The sequence below is a fragment of the Marinobacter sp. L-46 genome (assembly GCF_056859535.1).
Map to the genome: position 1 here is coordinate 19,021 of NZ_JBSXOP010000048.1, position 19,351 is coordinate 38,371.

The window sequence follows — 19,351 nt, forward strand, 5'->3', positions numbered from 1 at the left end:
ACTTCGCCCGCTTCCCTCGAAAACCAATTTATTCCGGCAACGGAATAAAGTCCTCTTCGTCACCTGCCACAGTCGGGAAGGCCTGGGCCTTCCAGTCGGCCTTGGCTTGCATGATCCGCTCACGGCGGCTGGAAACGAAGTTCCATTCGATAAAACGCTTGCCAAGGTGTTCCCCGCCAATGATCGCAACGCGTGAATCACGAGTGGCCGTCAACTCAATGACCGGGGCGCTGGAAAGCACGCCCATGGTGTGCTCGGTAATACGGGTTCCGCCGGCGGTCAGCTCGCCCTCAACCACATAAACCGCGCGCTCCTCCGCTTCTGGCACCCGGATCGTTTGTCCCGCCTGGAGAAACGCCTCCACGTAAAGCGTGCTGGCAAATACCTTGACCGGCGAGGTCTGCTCATAGGCATGACCCATGATCACCCGGATCATCACACCATCAACTTCTACCCGAGGAATCTGGGCATCCGGGTAATGGTAGAACGCCGGATCAATCTCTTCGTCGGCCTCTGGCAAGGCCAGCCAGAGTTGCAGGCCGTTGAGGTGATGATTCGTTGCGGTTACCTCCGGGCGCTCCCGTTCAGAGTGGGCAATTCCCTTGCCCGCAACCATGAGATTGACATCACCCGGGTTGATGGGCTGATAACTGCCAACGGAGTCGCGATGCAGTATCTCGCCTTCAAAAAGATAGGTGACCGTTGCCAGGTTGATGTGGGGGTGCGGCTTCACATTGATGCCGTCGCCGGCCTCGAAGTCCGCCGGGCCCATGTGGTCAAAGAAGACCCATGGGCCGATCATGCGCCGTTGTCGGGTCGGGAGGAGCCTCCGGACCATGAAACCACCGATATCTCCGGCGCGCGGCTCGATCAATAGCTCGACCGCTTTGCATCCCTCAGGCTTCTCGCAGTCCTGCTGAAAAGCCTCGTCCGGTTTGGTTGAGTGTGTGCTCATCGCTACTCTCCTGCTTGTGCGGGATTTTCCGACAGGATGCCCCGATCGGCGTCAAACCGCATCTTATTAAGGTGATCGACGAACCACTTGAGCCCCTTGCCCGTGTTGCTGCGTTGCCAAGCAACCGATATCTCTACGGGGGGGCGTGGCACATCCAGTGGGAGAAGTACCAGTTTCCCTTCAGCCAGCTCCTGTGTGATCCGGTGACGCGGCAGAAAGCCGACACCAAGCCCCTTGCACTGCGCTTCAATTTTGCGCTCGATCGAGGGCACGATAATGCGACTGCGGCCATCCAGGAGCCCGGAGGAACGAGTGGATAGATGTCGTGAGCTGTCCGCCACGATGACCGTGGGATAATCCTGAATCGCTTTCGGTGACAAGGGTGCGGGCAGTTCCGTCAAAGGATGACCGGCTGCCACCGCAAACTCGAATACTACCTGCCCCAGTGACTGAACCCCGAACCCTTGAGCAGGCGGCGCGCCCTCCGCGCCAATCACCAGATCACAGCGCCCGTCATTCAGTGCATCCCAGCTCCCGCCAAGAACCTCCTCGCTAAGCCGTATTTCTGTCCTGGGCTGTATGCCTTGAAAAGCCTCAATGAGCTCAAAGACCGGGTCGCAGCTCAGCACGCTGTCAACGCAGATCCGAAGTTCCGCTTCCCAGCCGTCAGCGGCCTGGCGAGCCAGCGCCGTCAACTCATCGGTAGCTTTCAGGATATGCCTGCCCTGCGTCAGGACCAAACGGCCAATCGGGGTTAGCTCTGCTTTACGTCGACTGCGGTCAAACAAGGCAACCCCAAGGTCCTCCTCCAGCTTGTTGATAGTGTAAGACACCGCTGATGGAACCCGGTACAGCTCCTCGGCAGCGGCCGCAAAGCTATGGCTGCGCTCTATGGCATCCAATGTTCGCAAGGCATCCAGGGTAATGGGCGAAATCATAGTTCAGTAATCCTGATCAGTGAGGTCAAATCGTTCCGCTATTTGTTCCAAAATACGTCAACTATAGTAGCTCCATCGATCAAGATAACTGACAAAATCTGGAGGAACTACCATGAACAACACCTTTATCAATCGCGTACTGTCTACCGACAACAGCCTGGCCGGCCTTGCGCTGCGCATTCCCGCCGGCATCATTTTTGTCGCCCACGGGGCCCAGAAGCTGTTTGGTAGCTTTGGCGGCTACGGACTGGAAGGCACCGGGCAGTGGATGGCCTCCATTGGTCTGGAGCCTGGCTTCCTGATGGCGCTTGGAGCGGGCAGCGCAGAATTCTTTGGCGGCATTGCCTTACTGATTGGCCTGCTGACGCGGCCAGCCGCCGTTGTATTGGCGTTCACCATGATCGTCGCGATCCTGACCGTTCATATCTCAAACGGGTTGTTCATGAGTAACAACGGCTATGAGTTTGGCCTCTCGCTGCTGGCCATATCGGTCGCCCTGGCATACAGCGGCGGCGGCAGATTTTCGCTGGATCGCGCACTCAGTAGCGGCAAGTAAAGGTTTACTGAGCCACACCCAATTTTCGAGGTTGAGATGATGCAAGCTTTGCAATTTTCATCCACCGGCACACTGGATTCGTTGCAGTTACGCGACGTGCCCAGGCCGGTACCGGTAGCCGGGGGAGTTCTTGTTGAGGTTCGGGCAGCGGGCCTCAACCCCAGTGACGTAAAGAATGTCCTTGGACGCTTTCCCTACACCACGGTGCCGCGTATTCCCGGTCGGGATTTTTCCGGAGTTGTCGTGGAGGGGCCGCAAGAACTGCTGGGTAAGGCGGTCTGGGGCGGCACTGGCAAGGGCTTTGGTTTTACCCGGGACGGCTGCCACACGCAGTACGTGGCTGTCCCTGCCAATGCCATCGCGCTCAAGCCAGAGTCTCTCACCTTTGCCCAGGCGGCCACCATTGGCGTCCCGTTTATCACCGCATGGGATGCCCTGGAGCGAAGCCAAGTGGGAACTGGCACCCGTGTACTGATTCTCGGTGCCGGGGCGGTCGCCAGAGCTGCTCAGGCGTTGGCCCAGGCCAGGGGAGCCAGTGTTGTAGTGGGTGCAAGGCGCGCAGAGGTTGTTCAGGAGCTGGGTAGCCAGGGTGTCACAGCCTTTGAGTTGCAGGGTGAAGACCGGCTCGCTGAGCAGGCGCGGGACAGATTCGAACAGAACTCGCCCGAGGTCGTCTTCGACACCACAGGATACTGGCTCGGGGCGGCGATTAACGTCTTGGCGCCGTTCGGTCGGGTTGCAGTCATTGCAGCACCGGCAGACGGGCTGGTCAGCACCCCGGTCCTTGACCTTTATCGCCGGGGCGGCTCCATCATAGGTGTCAACTCACTGCTGTACAGCCTGAAGGAGTGCGCGAGGATGCTGGAGCACATAGCGGCTGCCTTTGAGGATGCCATTCCGCTCCCCGGCACGTTTATCGAGCTACCGCATTTCAAATGCTATTGCGGCCTATCAAAAGCTTGACCAGGTCGGCTCCGAAAAGGTTGTCCTGATCCCATGACACAGGAGTTTCTGAAATGATTGAGCTCAGACCTTTTAACGAACTGGGCGGTGCCAAACACGGCTGGCTTGATACCCGCCACCATTTCTCGTTCGCGGAATATTACGATCCCAGGCGTATGCACTGGGGGAATCTCCGAGTCTGGAATGACGACACCATCGCGCCACACTCGGGATTCCCACGCCACCCGCACCGCGACATGGAAATCATCACCTATGTTCGCAAGGGCGCCATTACCCACGAGGACACCCTCGGTAACCGCGGCCGCACCGAAGCCGGCGATGTGCAGGTGATGAGCGCCGGCACTGGCATTGCCCATAGCGAAATGAACCTGGAAGACGAAACCACCCAGATCTTCCAGATCTGGATCATGCCCACTGAAACCTGCTTGCCGCCGGCCTGGGGCACCCGGCCGTTCCCCAACGGCAATCGTAGCGGCGCTTTTGTCACTCTGGCCAGCGGTTTTACCGAAGATACCGAAGCTCTGACTATCCGCACCAACGCCCGCCTGGCAGCGGCAACCCTTCAGGCCGGACACAGCGCCGAATACGCCATTGCGAAGGGACGCAAGGTGTACCTGGTGCCGGCGACGGGGAAAATAATGGTAAACGGCGTGGCGGCCTCGGCGGGCGACGGCGTCGCGATTTGTGACGAGGAGCGATTGCAGGTCACCGCCTCTGAGGACAGCGAAATTGTCCTAGTGGATGTGGCCTAAGAGCGATGGCGGTGGCTGAAACAATGCGTCTGAACTACGGTTAACGGAGACGTTCCAATGGGATTATTGAGTAGCTGGATCGCCCGCCTAAAGGGCGATTCCGACAACGCAAAAACACAGGAAGAGGAAGTGAAAATGGCTAAAATCCTGGTGCTTTACCATTCCATGTACGGTCATATCGAAACCATGGCGAACACCGTCGCCGAAGGGGCGCGCAGCGTTCCCGGGGTTGATGTTGTGGTCAAGCGTGTACCGGAAACCATGCCTGAAGATGCCTTCAAAAATGCCGGTGGCAAAACGGATCAGGCGGCGGATATTGCCTCTCCGGCGGAGCTGGCTGACTACGACGCCATTATTTTCGGCACCCCGACCCGCTTCGGCAACATGTCAGGACAGATGCGCAATTTCCTCGACCAGACCGGCGGACTGTGGGCCAAGGGCGCTCTGGCGGGCAAGGTTGCCAGCGTGTTCACCTCCACCGGCACAGGCGGCGGCCAGGAAATGACCATCACGTCCACCTGGACCACACTTGCTCACCACGGGATGGTCATTGTGCCCATCGGCTATACTGATCCGGCCCTGTTCGACATCTCGCAAGTGGGCGGCGGCACGCCTTATGGCGCATCAACCATCGCCGGTGGCGATGGGTCGCGTCAGCCGGATGAGCGTGAGCTGGGCATTGCCCGCCACCAGGGTAAACACGTAGCGGAAATTGCAGTAAAACTGAAAGGCTGAGCGTTCCGTTGCATATTCCGGCCCATCGTGACCGGTCTCGGGTAGTTTTCCGGAATCATCGGTCGCTTTCCTCCGGAATCCCTGCCAACTCGCTGGAATTCTTCAACTTTATCCGGCATACCCCTTCCTTTTTCATCACGAGGAAGGGCAAATTCCGGCAGCGAGGATTTCCATGCGACAGATCATCGAGGTCTTGCGTCTCAAGTACGAAGCGGGCCTGAGCCATGGGCGTATTGCCCGTGTCTGCGGGCTCTCCAAGGGCGTGACCCTACAACTGCTCACTTGATCCATTCCTGTTTGGAGCACTGTGCAGTTTGTTTCTTTTTTTGTGCCATTTATCGCTCGGTTTGTTCCCGCCTCACTGCGAACATTCTTCAAAAGAGGCTGAATCTCTCTGTAGGTAAATTTCGGTCGATCCGCCTGAACGTTCGCTTTGCGACCTCAGTGTGCTTTGTTTCCGAATAGCGAATTGGGTAGGCCCCTATCTGAAAAGGCCTGCTTTGTGGTCTTGGCGCCAATGTGACCGCGGCAAACATTGGAAAGCCGACCTTTTTGCCCCGCCGAGATGGGCTATAGTCAAGGGAGCTTGGGCTGTCGCCCAAAGGGCACAGTGCTGGATTTGACGCAAAGCTAAGCGCCCTAAAAAAGGGCGTCCGGTGGGTGCCACGGGGCCAGAATGGCAAGCTCTCAAAATTACGAGTAGTCGCCGTACTTCAGCTTCTTAATGTACCTTTCCAGAACTTCACACCCGGTGGGTGTCCCCATCAGTGTCTGTGGTGACTCGCCAGCCAGAGCCGGTACCGGTGTCTCCAGCCAGCGACTGATGAGCTGTTCATCACCATCGAAAAGGTTTTTTAAAGCATCTTCGAAGAGTTCTTTGGCTTTCTGATCGCTATCCATGCCGTTGACCACCCATCGTAGTTTCAAATTATTCTGCGCGATTTCTTGACCTCCGCCGCGCGACGATGGCCCTAGTGGGTCATTATAATAATGATTAGTAACAAGATTTGCTGATTAGTAAATCGTGTTACTAAAACATACTAACCTCGATGGGCCAGACCCAGTCGAAAGGTGTCGAGTGCTTGGTAGGCATCGAGGGTGCTTGTCATTTAATGCGCGACTGAATAATCAAACCTTCTCGTTTGATGTTCGCCAGCAAATCCGGGTTGGAGTGCTTCGTGGGTGCCCACCATTCCGCTTCCCAGATAGGAAAAGGCTGAATCCTGACGCCCGTTTGCACCAACACATCAAAGGCTCGGCCTGCCATGTCCAACTTGGTTTCGACGAAATCCCCTGGCTCACCCGGCAGAATCACTGCAACGTCGACATCGCTCTCGAAGTGATGATCTCCCCGAGCCCGACTGCCGAACAGAATCAGTTGGATCACATCATAGTCATCAGCGAGTCTCTCGCGGAACTGGAGGATCACGTCGCTGATATCAACCTGGCCGTCCATGGTCGTTTGCTCGAGACCCACAGAGGGCGCCTGGTCCCAATCTTTCAACTCGTCAGGGATTGGCGCCGCTGAATCACATTGAGCCACCAGATCTGTCAGGTTGTATCGCTTCCGTTGTGACATGCGCATCTCCTATCGCAGCTGTCCACGACGTCCCAGAATCACGGCGGCCTGCATGATGCCGGTGGCCGGCTCTTCGAAACGCTCCGGCGGTTGATACTGACCATCCCACGGCTGAGCATGACGATATCGCACCACGTCTTGCCCCTTCAGCTCTACGATCTCGTCAAATCCGTTCTCATACCCCTCCACCAGAACGGGTGTGTCCGGAGGAAAAATTCTCAATCGGGCAATCACTTCGTCAGCGGTCATCGGCAATCTCCTGTTTGATTCAGATCGAGCACGATTGGTGGATTGGTGGGCTCGTATCGAGCGGTGCAGGTGCTCGCGTTGATGAGTCGGGTCTGCCTGCGCAGGTATTGGCCGTAGCCTTCGTGAATGTGACCAAATACGTGGGCCTGTAGGTTGGGGAGTTGTTCCAGACGCTGTTCGAGGTCAACGCAGCCGACATTCCTGACACGAAAATCCACCGCTACCTGGTCACCGATGCCTCTTGGTGGACCATGGGTGATCAGCACATCGGTGTTTTTTGGAATCAGCTGCCATTTTCCACGCAGTGCCTGCCCGCGCTCGAGCATAAATGCCCAGTCCAGGAACTGCGGCGTCCAGGGGGAGCCCCAAAACTGCAGCCCCTCGAGTTCGATGCCGCTGTCTTCCAGGTATATCGCATGGGTTAGTGTCTCACGGGCCAACTCTGGTGCTTCCTGAAAGACCCAGTCGTGATTACCGGCAATAACGACCTTGTACCGGTGGGGTAGCGTTCCAAACCAATCGTTCAGGTCGGCCAGATTCTCCAGCGTACCCTGGCCCAGGCAGTCACCGGCGTGGATCAGTACGTCCCCGTCCGGAATCTCGGGGATGCGCTGGTGTAGGCCGTGAGTATCCGAAATACACACGAGCCTCATCGCGATCTCTCCTGAGCGCCTGGATGGGTGAGCAACTGAGCTTCGAGCGACCAATCCATATACGGGAGTAGGCGAACCATATTCCTTGCGTCGTCCACACCACGATGATGATGCCCCTCGAATTCAAGGTGGTGGTAGGCGAGCGCGTGAGCTAGACCGTTTTTCCGTTTCTGTCCGGTCGTGCGACGCCAGATCCGCTTGAGGTTTAGATGGGGCGACAACATGAAGCCAGAGGTCACGTTATGCTTCGTGCTATCGACCAGGATATGCAATCGATCGTAGTTTCCCCAACTACACCAGATAAACGATTTCGTTAGCTTACCCAGCCAGTCATCTAACTGCCTTACGACCTCCGGGAATGCTGGCGCATCGTCGACCATGGATTGATCGATACCGGTCAGCGATGTGCAGAATTGGCTGAGCTGGGGTGACCAGGTTGGCCTGACCAGAAACGACTTGCTGTCCAAGAGTTTTCCATGCCGGGTGGTCAGGGCGCAGCCAAATTCAATGATCTCCATGTTGCTGACGCTTTGGGGTTCTCCATCAGGCGTCCGGCGGTTCTCCCAGCAGGTCGCCTCCAGGTCCACCACGAGCAGTGCGGTTTCAGGAAGGTGTTCTGTCATGACGATTCGTACCCCGCGAGCGTAATGAGCTCCTGTACTGGTAACAGGGTGGGCTCCCCGTTTCTTCAAGGACCGTCATAAAGGGGTCGCGATGGCGATGCAGATCGCCGCGGACCCAGTCCCTGCCAAACCGGTTACTCCCGACATGTCGATGGACAACCAGGCTTCGTCTCATGAGGGAGGCTGCTCGTCGTCTGGGCTTGGGTCGCGCTGAAGTCGGCCTCGGTTATGCGCATCATCTGGCACGCTGTTCCAAGCTTCGCCCAGTAGCCGCTCCCCCATGTCGATGAATGCGGTCATGGCCTCGCTCATCGTCTGCTCCGGCTCCGTCCCGGATTGTTGCTGCCGATGAACAATCGCTAGCCCCATCAGTGCCTCGTAGCTGAGCGGATCCAGCACGACGCCAAGAAGGTTCGCGCCATCACTGATCCCAATCGGGGCAGCCTGGAGACAGGCTGCAGAGTGGATGCTTAATGTGTCAGTTGTAACATAACCGTTGACAAACGACAGCCTCGACATTTTTCACATCCCCTCTTGGGTGTCTCATTTTTTTACGGTAATCTGTTTCGTAACTAGATGCAAATCCTCAATGGTAGCTCGCTACTACAATGTGTATTAATGAATGAGGGTAGTGACCAGAGGGTGGAGGGCATGAAGTGGTCAAAAAAATTAGTGAAAACAAAATCCTGGAAAATTTGGATGCCGATGGGGCCCACGCGGATGAACTCAGTACGGGCCCGTTGGCGAGCATCTTTGCTTATCGTGCATTTGATATGAGAGGTCGGTTTTCTGAGCCGTTTGCGGATTTTCGTGGTGCTCTGGAAGCGCTTCAAAGCGAAATCGCCTATCTGCCAGAGATGTCCGGTGAGATCGTGGCCTACTCCCGCGATGGTCGCTGGTTCGAAATTCCCACGCGGTTCTTTATTCGTCGGCCACCGCGGTTTGCTGACCGTGAAGCCGCGGAGCAATGGGTGCGGGAACGTCAACAGGCCATCGAGCAGGGTAAGCCCGGCGCCCAGCTGATGGGGTATGTCGTGGCGCGCCCGGGGGAGCCCATCGAAAAGCAGATCGACGATGCGCTCGCGTTTCGCGACTGCCGCTTGGTCGGACCCGAGGAGAACGATGAGATCTGTGAGCGGGTTGCCCGCTGGCTGGCCGATCAGGTGAACGGAGAATGGTGAGCATCGTCCGTGTTGAACAGGCCCCCTTCCATGAACTGCCTCATCGCACGAGTGGCCCATCAGGGAAACCGCTGCGCAATCGTTTGCCGTTTCATAGGGCCTGGGCCACTGGGTTGCCCGATGGCGTAGACGCGCTGATTTTTACCTCCGACCTGCAGGGCCGTGAAGACGGCGGCGCCAACCGGCTGATGGGGGTGCCTGTAGCAGAAGCGCTGATGGCATTGGTAGCGAAAGGAACAATTCCGCAGCCGCAAGCGGCGTTTCTGTGTGGCGATCTGTACGACTACCCAGACTGCCACAAACGCGGTGGGACGGGCCCGGTGGATGAAGTCTATGAGGCGTTCGCCGGGCTGGCGCCACAGGTCCTCGCCGTGCACGGCAACCACGATGAACTGGCCGATCCGAAGACCTTGCCAAGAAATGTTCAAATCCTCGATGGTCAGGTCCGAAACACGGCCGGCCTGCGCGTTGGCGGCGTCAGCGGCATCATCGGGAACCCCAGACGTCACCAGCGGCGAGATGAAGAAGGTTTTCTGGCGGTCATGGAGTCGGTCACCGCCCGGCGGCCGCACATCATACTGTTGCACCAGGGGCCGGAGGACGCCGAGCGTCACCGCCGTGGCGACCCCGGTGTAACGCTCTCATTGGCGACAGGGTATACCGGGCTGACGGTCTTTGGACACACCCACTGGGACTGGCCCTGGCTGATCTCGCTGGTGTGGCGTGGTAATAAAGTTGGTAACAAGATAATAAAGTTGGTAACTAATCACGTAAGTGGTTGATGTTTCGTTACCCACGGGCAGGAATGGGCCTGAAAGTTACCATCTTTATTTTTTCGCCCAGACGACGCTACGGGGCTTCCAGCGCGATTTAGTTACCAACTTTATTATCAGACCACAGCTGGGCCAAGGCCAGGCCCTGAACGTGGATGGGCGCGTTGTGGTTCTATTGAGAGGAGATGACCATGTCTGTGGTTGAACTCGAACGCTGGGGCCCGGCAGGTTGGGATACATTGGCGGGGATTATTATTGACCGGCCGGAGTCCGGCTTGCTCAGTCCCATGCGTCTGGATTATCAACGCCAGGATGGCTGCACCTGTGTTGCACTTCCCGGGGTCACACTTGAACTGGAAGATTTTCAGGAAGACGATTTCGTACCCATCATTAACCTGCCGTTCGTGCAGTGGGCCAGTCCCCAGGTGCCGGGAGACGTACTTGAGACGTATGAGGGCGAAGCGGTCGCGGCCTTGCTGAGGGATCTGATTCCCAGTGGCTGGGCCCGTCGGCGCTTGCTCAAGCGGTTACGGTCACCACGGCGGCAAGACGGGACAATCCAGGATGGCCCTCAGCACGATGTGCGCCTGTTAAAAGAGTGCGCCCTCTCTCCCATTGGCAATTTTCGCATCAAAGGGCCGAGCGTTGACGACGGACTGTTCCCGTCCACTCCCCTGGATGTTGAGCGTGCCGGCGACTGGTATTGGCCATACGAACCGTTCAACGAAGCCCTCGACCTCTCTGATATCCACTCGATTTGGGCGGGGCTGGGTGCCGGCGGTGAAAACCCCAAACTGTTGATCAACCGAGTCGATGACGGTCAGTTCTATCTGGACGGCAACGAACCGGACGGCTGTGTCATTACCGATTACTGGCTGGTGAAGTGGCCCCGTGAGCCGGTAAGCCGGAATCGAATCGACATTCTCCGTGCAGAGTACCTGTACCTGAAGGCCCTCGGTTCATTAGGTTTTGATGTGCCGGAAGTACGCTGGCAACCCGATGCCCTTTGGGTCCGTCGTTTCGACCGCGGACCGGGCGGGGAACGTTATCCGGTGGAGTCCCTGTATAATGTGATGGGCAAGATCGGTAACGGTGCCCGGCTGAGCCACATCGATGCGCTGGAAGTCATTCTTCCACTGGCCAGTGATCCGGATGGAATGCTGGTCGAATACCTTATCCGGGATCACATCAACCGGTTACTCGGTAACAGCGACAACCACGGGCGCAATACATCGTTCCATCGAACGTTCCACGGCCTGGAGCTGACGCCCATCTATGATGTGTCACCCATGGTGATGGACGAAGACGGTATCGCTTGGAGCACTACCTGGCCCAGAGACTGGCAAAAGGATGGGAACCCAGATTGGCAGAGCGTGATTCAGCGCTTCGCACATTCACCGGATCGAGCCTGGGCCGGGTTGCAATCCCGTAGTGCGGCCCTCACTGAACTACAACGCACCGATGCCTGGCAGGCGCTGCCGGAATCCGTGACCCGACATCCAAGGGTCTTGCCGATCGGTGTACCCATTGGTCTGTAGATGCATTGTCACCTCACCACAAAAGGATGATTCAGCCACCCATGGCGATTCAGTTCTACGATAAGGGCGAGCTCTCGTCCGGATTCTACGGTTGGCGTGTAGCCGCAACGATTCGTGGCAAGCGCTATCAGAAGTACTTCAGCCTGCGTCGTCCCAGTGACGCCGTGCCCGAAACGCTCTGGCACCGCTATCAGAAAACCCGTGCCGAGTACTACGAAGCCCGCTGGGCCATGCGGGCCGCGGCCGTCAAATATATGGACTTCATTCGTACCGAGCACCCACGGGTCAAACCGTTTCGGGGAGTGGGGTTTCAGGGTATTACCCTGGGCATTGGAACCATCGGCGGAAACCAGACGGAACAGTGTTACTTCCAGGTAAACGCACCGGGCAATCCCATACGCATTGCCATCACCGAGAATCAGGCCCTCTCCCAAGCCTGGGACCGAGCTGTCAATCTGTGGGGCGAAGCTTTCGGTATCCGCCAGAAGGACATTGAGTCAAAACGCCAGACTCCGCCCACGCCGGAACAGTTCAAGCGGCTGCGCAAGCACATGAACGAGGAAGAAAGTGCCAGCCTTGGGGTGGGTGTGCTGCACCATGTTTATGCGGAACAGCGTGCTGAACTTGAGCGCCAGAAATCCCGCAACCGTCTTAATAAAGAACGGCCTGTTGACCGAGATGATCTGCTGGATGTGCATGCCCGCCTGGAGCGGGAGATCAGCGAGTTCATGGAAAAATCCGGGGCGCGGGCCTGAGTCAGCGATCAAGCCGAGATGCCATCCCTACCGATTGAAGGTGAAGTACCCACATGGAAAGCAATGAAGGCCCAGCAGTACCTACCGATAAGGCGGCGGTCGCCCTGAAAGGGTTTCGGCACATCATGGTGCAGTGGAGCTGCACGGAGGCCGAGCAGAAACAGTTGCTGGGACTGAGCCAAGCAGAGTTCGACGAGCTCACCGCCGACAAATCGGCTGAAATGTCCGGGCAGGTGCTTGAGCGAATCAGTTATCTGATGGGCATCGCCCGCGCACTCGATACGCTTTACCCGAGCGACGATCGAGCTGCCGAGCGGATCCGTAAGCCCACCACGGATGAGCCGTTTTGCGGGCTGTCGCCACTGGCTTTTATGTTGGCTGATCCGCAGGAGGGGCTAAAACTGACCCGCCGGTACTTTGATTGGAAAGCGATGACATAGGAGGTCGTTGCCAAGATTCGAGTTGACCCGGAGGGCGCCCCTGTAGAGAATACTGTATAAATAAGGCTCTTCACTTATCCGTGTGGGTTGGGTGCCATAGGCAGCCCGCCATAATGGAACAAGATTGCCCGTTTGAATCTCTCCTTGCTCCGGAATCCCCGGGACCGGACCTTTAAAGCTCGAACCTGTCCGTTGATTGCCTCCGCTAGACCATTGGAAGCCCGGAAACGCATGGCATTGAGGATGCCAAACAGCTTGGTTTCGATTTGATTGGCCGTTGAGGTCAAGGCTCGAACCTCCGTGAGTCGAGCCATATGAATCCATTCCTGCCAGGCCGCGCGAGCGCCTTTGACGCGATAGCCCTGCCAGATGTCCCGTGCCTTCTCCTTGAGGTACCACACCAGGCCGGTGTCTTTGAGAGCATCCGACAAGGCCCGGATTTGCTGAATCTGCTGCCCCTCAAGGCTCTTGCGATGGCGTAACCAGGTGTATCGGCTTCGGTGGATCTCCTGACGCATCGAGTGATCCGCCCGCGCCATGTCAGCCTTGCGAGTGGCATCCAGCGTCCGGGTCAGCATCTGTGCAACATGGAAGTGATCGAAGGCGATCTTCCGATGGGCTTTGTCGATATGGGCAAACGTCGCTTTCTGATACGCCGGGCTCATATCCATGGATATCGAAATGATCGATTGCTTGCGCGGCTTCTCCAGGCTGTCGTAAAAGCGACCGAGGCTGTCTGAGGACCTGCCGTCTTCCACCGCCAGAACCTGACCCTGGGCATTGGAAACGATCGTCACGTAATCGTGCCCCTTACGAAATGCGGTCTCATCGACAGCCAGCCGTGTTGTATCGCGGTCGGGCGCATTGGCCAAGCCCCGACGTACAGCCCGTTCCATGATGTTGTCGATAGCAGTCCAACTCAGGCGCAGCTGTTTGCTGACCGCAGAGATCGAGGCTGCCCTGAGCCAGCTAATAACAAAGGCTTCAAATAGCAGCGTGTACCGGCTGTTCTGCTCAGCCCAAGGTACGCTGACCGTCAGGCAGCCATGTTCCGGACATTGCACACGGGGGACTTGGGCAACCACCTGGGTTCGGAACTGACAGGTGTCGAGGTGACGCCAACGACGTTCTCGGGAGTCGTAACCCGGGCAGGCACGGCCACACCGGGGGCAGACAAGCGCTGTGCCTTTATCTATGTTGACCTGGACTACGACTTCGCTCTGACTTTTATCAAGCTCAACGTCTGAGACAAACCAAGGTGCTGAGAGCCCAAGAATCTGTTCGTAGAGGGTGCATTGATCCAATGTCGGCCACCATCCATCGGGTTAATCGGATGGGCTAACATTGACCAAAAACGGCAGGGAAATAAAGGGTTACCCACTAAAAGAAGTGAAGACCCATAAATAAACAGTATTCGGTGCCAGCATGTCCTGCATCCTGCTAGGTGATTACCATTCCCTATCCGCGCTCTCGATTCCGCTTTTCCTGGAGCGCATCTCCGCTGGATTTCCATCGCCGGCGGAAGACTACATCGAGAAAACCCTGGACCTGAACGAGCTGTGCATTGAGCATCCGGCAGCGACGTTCTTTGTTCGCGTCCAGGGCGAGTCGATGATTGAGGCGGGGATCTTCCCGGACGACGTACTCGTGGTTGACCGCTCCCTGCGGGCGGGGCATGGGGACATCATCATCGCCAGTCTCCGTTCGGAAATGACCGTCAAGCAACTGCACCTGACTCCGCCGCCCGTCCGGTTATTGCCCCGTAACCCCGCCTTCGCGCCGATTGTTCTGGGGGAGGACGACGTGCTGGAGGTCTTTGGCGTGGTAACCAACGTGGTCCGCTCGCTGCGTCGTGGCGGTAAGTCATGACAAGCAGCCAGCCTGTGTCCTTCGTCACCGTCCGGCGTCGATTTGAATTCCGCAGTATCGAGGTGGGCCGCTGGGTAACGGAGCCGGAGAGAGATCGGGCCGCCGTTCACTTCTACCAGGCATTGTGCGATCTGATGACGGTATTGAACGGCCCGGAACCGCTCATCTCCCTGCGAGGCACCCTCGGACTCCAGTATGGCATTGGCGGTCGTCCTGGCGTGGCAGCTCACTACATACCAGCCACCCGTCAACTGGCCCTGGCCAAGAATGCCGGTGCCGGCAGCCTGGCCCACGAATGGTTCCACGCCTTCGATCACTATATGGGGGGCAAGGCTTTTCGGTCGCCCCGGAGCACTGCGTTTGCATCGAGTGCCTGGCAGGACAGCGTTCAGCGCAAACCGCATCCGTTGAACGATCTTTTGGGTGAGTGCTTTCAGACCATTTTGCTGAACGAAGAGGGGACTCAACCGAGCGAGCTGTTCCAGGCGTCCCGGCAAGCGGACAAGAAGTTGAAGGTGCTCTACTACGCCCGGCCGGAGGAACTCTGCGCTCGGGCGTTCGAAGCCTTTGTGGAAGACCGCGAGCCGCACAACCGATTTCTGGTCAACGGCACTGTTCATTCGGATGAAGCCCGGTCGGGACTGTATCCCCAGGGCGCCCAGCGCCAGCGAATTAATGCAGCCTTTGATGCGTATTTCCAGGCGCTGGGCGAGGCGCTCTATCGTCAGCAGGCCAAAGCCGGATGAAGCCATCGGTATTTGCGTTGGTGGACTGCAATAATTTCTATGCCTCTTGCGAGAAGCTGTTCCGTCCGGATCTGCGGTACACGCCGGTCGTGGTCTTATCCAATAACGACGGCTGCGTGGTCGCCCGCTCGAAGGAAGCCAAAGCGCTTGGTATCAAAATGGGCGTGCCGATACACCACATCAAAGCCGAGATTCGTCGCTACGGCATTGAGGTCTTTTCCTCCAACTACACGCTCTACGGCGATATGAGCCGACGGGTAATGACCACATTGGAAGCGCTGGCGCCCCGGGTGGATGTGTACTCAATCGACGAGGCCTTCCTGGATCTCACCGGAATCAACCGAGTAGTTCCCGTTGAAGAGTTTGGGCAGCAGGTTAAAGACACTGTCTACCAGAACGTCGGGCTGCCCGTCTGTGTCGGGATTGCGCCGACCCGAACCCTGGCCAAACTGGCGAACTACGCCGCCAAGAAGTACCCCGCGACCGGAGGAGTTGTGGGCCTGACCGATGCAGTCAGGCAAAGGCGCCTCATGGAAAGAGTCCCAGTCGGTGAGGTGTGGGGTGTCGGGCGCCGGATAACGGCTCGTCTGGAAAGCATGGGTATCACCACAGCGTTGCAACTGGCCGAGGCAGACCCTGCCACATTGCGAAACCAGTTCTCTGTGGTACTGGAGCGCACGGCCCGCGAGTTGAACGGCATTCCCTGTTTACCCTGGGAAGAGGCGCCTCAACCGAAAAAACAGATCATGTGCTCCCGGTCCTTCGGTCAGCCACTGTCACAACTGAAGGACCTGGAAGAAGCTGTCGCTCACTTTGCCACCCGGGTATGCGAGAAGCTAAGGGGCGGCGACCAGTTCGCTGGCGAGATCATTGTGTTTATTCGGACTAATCCCTTCCGGCCTGAGGTATCTCAGTACTCCAAGAGTGTCACGACCAGGCTCATCACCCCGAGCCAGGATTCGCGGGTCATCGTGGATAAGGCGTTGGAGCTATTGAGATCCATCTACCGTCAAGGATACCAGTACGCCAAAGCGGGCGTTCTTATAAGCGAACTGGTAACGACGTCGGTACGACAAGCGGATCTGTTTGAACCAGAGCCTGCTGAGACTGGGGGTGGTACCCGCTCCGAAAGGCTTATGGCTTTGATGGATCAGATCAATCGACGATCCCGGGGTGCCCTGACCACCGCAAGGCAGGCAGGTAACAATGCCTATGCAATGCGACGTTCACATCTCTCACCGGCCTACACCACAAATTGGCGGCAGTTGCCCGTCGTGCACTGAAATGGCTGGGTCACAGTCGTACCAGCAAAAAGGGAATCAATTACCCCGATTGTTGAGGCTTATGACGATATTTTCGGTCAGCATGTCGACGTGCTGCCTCGCGCAGCCGAGTATTAGCCGGATGGGAGTTATTGAGTACCTCCATCATACGGTCAGCCTCTTCGTTCGTAAGCCTAATCGTTGTGGCTTCCTCAACGACTTCCTTGGCCATTTTGGTCGCGGCGTCGACCAGAAATTGGTTCATACTCCGTCCGGAAAACTCCGCCGCACGCGTAATGCGTTCGTGCGTCTCAGGGTCGACACGGGCGCACACGCGAGTGGTTCTGGTCTGATTGGTAGTCATGATGAAACCATGGCTTGGGATTACGCGAAGTCTGCCGCGCAGAAACTGTCGGATGAACAGGCATGGCAGCAGACACGACAACTGTATAAGTGCCATCCTAGCAGCTTCTGTCGGCGGCGGATGGCCTTTTCATACCTATCAGGCGTAGGATCGTTTGGTACATAGCGTTTGGGAGGCTTGTCATGTGCGGGCGCTACAATGTGACTGAGTCACCTGAGGTCCAGGAGCTGATGGGGCAACTTGGTCTGCCAGGTATTGCGCCGCGCCCTCAGCTGAATGTGCCACCTGGCGGTATCGGCGAATTCGTGATGGAGGCTGGCGGTGACCGTTATCTGGAACCCGGTATCTGGTCATTGCTGATCGAGCCCCGTCCGGAGGGACATGGTTACCGGCCAAACCCGAAATTCCACACATTCAACGCACGCAGTGACCGGCTCACTACCAGCCCGCTCTGGAAGAAGGTCTATCCCTCCCATCGCTGTATTGTCCCGGTCAGCGCATTCCACGAGTGGCAGGGGAAGCAGGTCTATAACATTCACGCCCAAGGAGAGGCCACGGCTCTGGCCGGGTTATGGCAGTCCTGGCACTTTGGCGACGAACAAGTGAGCTCGTTCACCGTTATCACGCTGCCGCCTCACCCAAGGTTCAGCCACATTCATCCCAAGAGCATTCCGCTGATGCTCCGGCCTGAGGACTTTGATCTGTGGCTGGATCCGGATTTTCATCATACCGATGCTTTTGCCCATTTGATGAAGACGAACATCCCGGCGCCGCTGGTTTGCGAGCCGGTTAGGAGTACCCTGGATCTCAAACCCGTTGCGTCACGCGAAGTCCTTCCGGCAGATTAGGCGGTGATACAGACCCAGAAAATGGAGCCTTTCAATGATTGGGGATGAACAACCAAAACTTACTGACCAGCACGGCGATGCCGGTCTTCGCTGGCTGCTGGAGCGTCGGGAGGGTTGGGGGCTCACTCACTCCGAGTTGGCTTCTTTGCTGGGCGTGTCGATCGAACGGTTGCTCGGCTGGAAAGAGCAGGTTGCGTCCAGCGAGCTGCTAAGGTTGCCACCTGATGTCTTAGAGCGGGTTGGCTTGCTGCTGGGCCTGCATCGAGGTCTGTTTTATCTGACGCCCTCAGGCCATGAGTCGCTGGCGGCAGAGTGGTTCAAAAAGCCCATCGCTATGTGGGGACTGAAGAATAGTTCTATCCGGGCGCACCTTCTTGATGATCCGAGCATTGAAGCCCTGTCAGATATGGTTCGCAAAATCCGGTCAGCGTCAGTCTGAGTGGCGGGTAGTAAAGTCAGTATCCAATCACTGGGACACTCTCAGATCGCCGTCTAAATGAAAGTGAGTATCGTCCGGCTGGGTGAGTGGGTTAGTCCCATATCACCCCTCTGAGTTTTAGGCGACTGGGTTGCAAGTCGTCGACAAATGGATGAGCCAATTCGCCTGCCAGGTCAAAAGTGAAAAAAAGTGCCCGTGAAAGTACGACCGCAAGCTGAGACTGGCTGCTGGAAGAAGGGGAGCCACTCGCGAATGAAGCGTTCTGGATTGGTCGAACCGCAATCTACGCTCTCCAATGCCTAGTAGCTTTCATCAAGTGAGACTTTGTTTGAGAAGTCTGATCTTGTACGTGCAGGCACGGCGACAGATGAAACGGTTCTCGAGAAACGCCCCGGCATCGTATTGACCTACTCCACTAAATCCACTTGAAGGTCGGCGCCAAGTTGAGCTGCGAGAGTGCTCATGTTCTTTGCTGAAATGTTCCTTTTTCCTCTTTCAACATCGCTCAAATAGGGGCGCTGGAACCCGCACATCTGCGCGACCTTTTCCTGAGTCAGCCCCTTTTCTTTTCTAAGTGCTCGAACCTTTTTGCCGAAATCGACCAAAAGTTTTTCCTGCTTGTTTGACATACGAACTCCTTGGTCTAATTTCAAATAGTAACTTATAAGTTACATCATCGGCCATCAAGCAGGAGTGGTCAAATGCTCTCCGAAGAAGACGTCGTTGAAAGGTGTGCTCAGGCCGGTGTGTCTGAGGAGGGAACTGGTATCGCACTCTCCATAAGGAGCTCCCCACCCGCAAGGAGGGTAAAGAATTCTGCGGCCCTGCGGTCATCCACTTATATTTTCGCCAGCAAGAAGATGAGGCATACCGTCCAGGCGGAGAGTCTCTCGATAGAACTTCCTGCCATCTATAAGCATGAGTTCGATCGGTCGGTTCTTGAATACTATGACCAGCCCAGTGAGAAGATTTTTCTTGAATACCTCAGCAAAACGAGTTATTGTCAAATCTGGTGTATGACCATCAGGCAGCGTTCCTGCCAGATTGATCTTCCACCTGTATTCCATCCTGAAACTGCACGTTGTCCACGACCAGCTTCAGTTGGTCAAACCCCTTGATTCGCTTCCAGCGTT

24 protein-coding genes and 1 pseudogene are annotated in these 19,351 nt (G+C 56.9%); 14 read left to right on the forward strand and 11 right to left on the reverse strand.

What is annotated here, in order from left to right:
* Positions 1–28: 28 nt before the first annotated feature.
* Both AC13DJ_RS06230 and AC13DJ_RS06235 read right to left on the reverse strand, forming a co-directional pair.
* Positions 29–955: a pirin family protein gene (locus tag AC13DJ_RS06230; RefSeq protein WP_482932860.1), complete on the reverse strand. Its 927-nt coding sequence runs from the start codon at positions 953–955 to the stop codon at positions 29–31.
* Positions 956–957: 2 nt separating this feature from the next.
* On the reverse strand, positions 958–1,893 hold the full coding sequence (locus tag AC13DJ_RS06235) for a LysR family transcriptional regulator (protein WP_482932861.1): 936 nt from the start codon (positions 1,891–1,893) through the stop codon (positions 958–960).
* Positions 1,894–2,005: 112 nt separating this feature from the next.
* On the opposite strand from AC13DJ_RS06235, the gene AC13DJ_RS06240 reads away from it, so the two are divergent.
* The 4 genes and pseudogenes from AC13DJ_RS06240 (at position 2,006) to wrbA (ending at position 4,899) form a co-directional block, all read left to right on the forward strand.
* On the forward strand, positions 2,006–2,449 hold the full coding sequence (locus tag AC13DJ_RS06240; protein WP_482932862.1) for a DoxX family protein: 444 nt from the start codon (positions 2,006–2,008) through the stop codon (positions 2,447–2,449).
* Positions 2,450–2,488: 39 nt separating this feature from the next.
* A pseudogene (locus tag AC13DJ_RS06245) lies at positions 2,489–3,449 on the forward strand (quinone oxidoreductase family protein).
* A 16-nt stretch (positions 3,450–3,465) separates the two neighbouring features.
* On the forward strand, positions 3,466–4,164 hold the full coding sequence (locus AC13DJ_RS06250) for a pirin family protein (RefSeq protein WP_482932863.1): 699 nt from the start codon (positions 3,466–3,468) through the stop codon (positions 4,162–4,164).
* A 135-nt stretch (positions 4,165–4,299) separates the two neighbouring features.
* Positions 4,300–4,899, forward strand: a complete 600-nt coding sequence (gene wrbA / locus AC13DJ_RS06255; RefSeq protein WP_482932878.1) for an NAD(P)H:quinone oxidoreductase — start codon at positions 4,300–4,302, stop codon at positions 4,897–4,899.
* A 693-nt stretch (positions 4,900–5,592) separates the two neighbouring features.
* Here wrbA and AC13DJ_RS06260 read toward each other — a convergent pair.
* The 6 genes from AC13DJ_RS06260 to AC13DJ_RS06285 form a co-directional block, all read right to left on the reverse strand.
* Positions 5,593–5,799 (reverse strand): MbcA/ParS/Xre antitoxin family protein, encoded by a 207-nt coding sequence (locus tag AC13DJ_RS06260; RefSeq protein WP_143066680.1) that lies wholly within the window; start codon positions 5,797–5,799, stop codon positions 5,593–5,595.
* A gap of 205 nt (positions 5,800–6,004) precedes the next feature.
* Positions 6,005–6,478, reverse strand: coding sequence for a nucleotidyltransferase family protein (locus tag AC13DJ_RS06265; protein WP_091855303.1), 474 nt, complete (start codon positions 6,476–6,478; stop codon positions 6,005–6,007).
* 9 nt (positions 6,479–6,487) lie between these two features.
* Positions 6,488–6,727, reverse strand: coding sequence for a hypothetical protein (locus tag AC13DJ_RS06270; RefSeq protein WP_482932864.1), 240 nt, complete (start codon positions 6,725–6,727; stop codon positions 6,488–6,490).
* Positions 6,724–7,380 carry a metallophosphatase domain-containing protein gene (locus AC13DJ_RS06275; protein ID WP_482932865.1) on the reverse strand — a complete coding sequence of 219 codons (657 nt, stop codon included), beginning with the start codon at positions 7,378–7,380 and terminating at the stop codon, positions 6,724–6,726. Before AC13DJ_RS06275 ends, AC13DJ_RS06270 begins: the two co-directional genes overlap by 4 nt.
* Positions 7,377–8,003: a 3'-5' exonuclease gene (locus AC13DJ_RS06280; protein WP_482932866.1), complete on the reverse strand. Its 627-nt coding sequence runs from the start codon at positions 8,001–8,003 to the stop codon at positions 7,377–7,379. The genes AC13DJ_RS06275 and AC13DJ_RS06280 overlap by 4 nt, the downstream gene beginning before the upstream one ends.
* Positions 8,004–8,174: 171 nt before the next feature.
* The gene (locus AC13DJ_RS06285) at positions 8,175–8,522 is read right to left on the reverse strand and encodes a hypothetical protein (RefSeq protein WP_482932867.1); all 348 of its coding nucleotides are present in this window, start codon (positions 8,520–8,522) and stop codon (positions 8,175–8,177) included.
* Between the two features lie 137 nt (positions 8,523–8,659).
* On the opposite strand from AC13DJ_RS06285, the gene AC13DJ_RS06290 reads away from it, so the two are divergent.
* The 5 genes from AC13DJ_RS06290 (at position 8,660) to AC13DJ_RS06310 (ending at position 12,690) form a co-directional block, all read left to right on the forward strand.
* Positions 8,660–9,184, forward strand: coding sequence for a hypothetical protein (locus tag AC13DJ_RS06290; RefSeq protein WP_482932868.1), 525 nt, complete (start codon positions 8,660–8,662; stop codon positions 9,182–9,184).
* Entirely contained in the window at positions 9,178–9,966 is a 789-nt protein-coding gene (locus AC13DJ_RS06295) for a metallophosphoesterase family protein (protein WP_482932869.1), read from the forward strand. Before AC13DJ_RS06290 ends, AC13DJ_RS06295 begins: the two co-directional genes overlap by 7 nt.
* Before the next feature lie 182 nt (positions 9,967–10,148).
* A complete protein-coding gene (locus tag AC13DJ_RS06300; protein ID WP_482932870.1) occupies positions 10,149–11,495 on the forward strand; it encodes a type II toxin-antitoxin system HipA family toxin in 1,347 nt (448 codons plus the stop codon).
* A 41-nt stretch (positions 11,496–11,536) separates the two neighbouring features.
* Positions 11,537–12,250, forward strand: a complete 714-nt coding sequence (locus AC13DJ_RS06305; protein WP_482932871.1) for a hypothetical protein — start codon at positions 11,537–11,539, stop codon at positions 12,248–12,250.
* A 53-nt stretch (positions 12,251–12,303) separates the two neighbouring features.
* Positions 12,304–12,690 (forward strand): DUF2384 domain-containing protein, encoded by a 387-nt coding sequence (locus AC13DJ_RS06310; protein WP_482932872.1) that lies wholly within the window; start codon positions 12,304–12,306, stop codon positions 12,688–12,690.
* A gap of 74 nt (positions 12,691–12,764) precedes the next feature.
* Here the strand turns inward: AC13DJ_RS06310 and AC13DJ_RS06315 are convergent, their stop codons facing one another.
* A complete protein-coding gene (locus AC13DJ_RS06315) occupies positions 12,765–13,994 on the reverse strand; it encodes an ISL3 family transposase (RefSeq protein WP_036220386.1) in 1,230 nt (409 codons plus the stop codon).
* Between the two features lie 121 nt (positions 13,995–14,115).
* On the opposite strand from AC13DJ_RS06315, the gene umuD reads away from it, so the two are divergent.
* The 3 genes from umuD to umuC are packed head-to-tail and all read left to right on the forward strand — an operon-like array spanning position 14,116 to position 16,588.
* The gene (gene umuD / locus AC13DJ_RS06320) at positions 14,116–14,559 is read left to right on the forward strand and encodes a translesion error-prone DNA polymerase V autoproteolytic subunit (protein ID WP_264995153.1); all 444 of its coding nucleotides are present in this window, start codon (positions 14,116–14,118) and stop codon (positions 14,557–14,559) included.
* Complete coding sequence (locus AC13DJ_RS06325; RefSeq protein ID WP_482932873.1) at positions 14,556–15,305, forward strand: CLCA_X family protein; 750 nt, start codon at positions 14,556–14,558, stop codon at positions 15,303–15,305. Before umuD ends, AC13DJ_RS06325 begins: the two co-directional genes overlap by 4 nt.
* Positions 15,302–16,588: a translesion error-prone DNA polymerase V subunit UmuC gene (umuC, locus tag AC13DJ_RS06330; RefSeq protein ID WP_482932874.1), complete on the forward strand. Its 1,287-nt coding sequence runs from the start codon at positions 15,302–15,304 to the stop codon at positions 16,586–16,588. The genes AC13DJ_RS06325 and umuC overlap by 4 nt, the downstream gene beginning before the upstream one ends.
* A 40-nt stretch (positions 16,589–16,628) precedes the next feature.
* Here the strand turns inward: umuC and AC13DJ_RS06335 are convergent, their stop codons facing one another.
* Positions 16,629–17,027, reverse strand: a complete 399-nt coding sequence (locus tag AC13DJ_RS06335) for a type II toxin-antitoxin system TacA family antitoxin (protein WP_482932875.1) — start codon at positions 17,025–17,027, stop codon at positions 16,629–16,631.
* A gap of 86 nt (positions 17,028–17,113) precedes the next feature.
* Here AC13DJ_RS06335 and AC13DJ_RS06340 point away from each other — a divergent pair, with 86 nt between their 5' ends.
* Together AC13DJ_RS06340 and AC13DJ_RS06345 are read left to right on the forward strand one after the other, a co-directional pair.
* A complete protein-coding gene (locus tag AC13DJ_RS06340; protein ID WP_482932876.1) occupies positions 17,114–17,779 on the forward strand; it encodes an SOS response-associated peptidase in 666 nt (221 codons plus the stop codon).
* A gap of 34 nt (positions 17,780–17,813) precedes the next feature.
* Positions 17,814–18,218 (forward strand): hypothetical protein, encoded by a 405-nt coding sequence (locus AC13DJ_RS06345; RefSeq protein ID WP_091848184.1) that lies wholly within the window; start codon positions 17,814–17,816, stop codon positions 18,216–18,218.
* Positions 18,219–18,625: 407 nt separating this feature from the next.
* On the opposite strand, the gene AC13DJ_RS06350 is transcribed toward AC13DJ_RS06345, so the two are convergent.
* Positions 18,626–18,847, reverse strand: a complete 222-nt coding sequence (locus AC13DJ_RS06350; RefSeq protein WP_091848186.1) for a helix-turn-helix domain-containing protein — start codon at positions 18,845–18,847, stop codon at positions 18,626–18,628.
* Between the last annotated feature and the right edge of the window lie 504 nt (positions 18,848–19,351).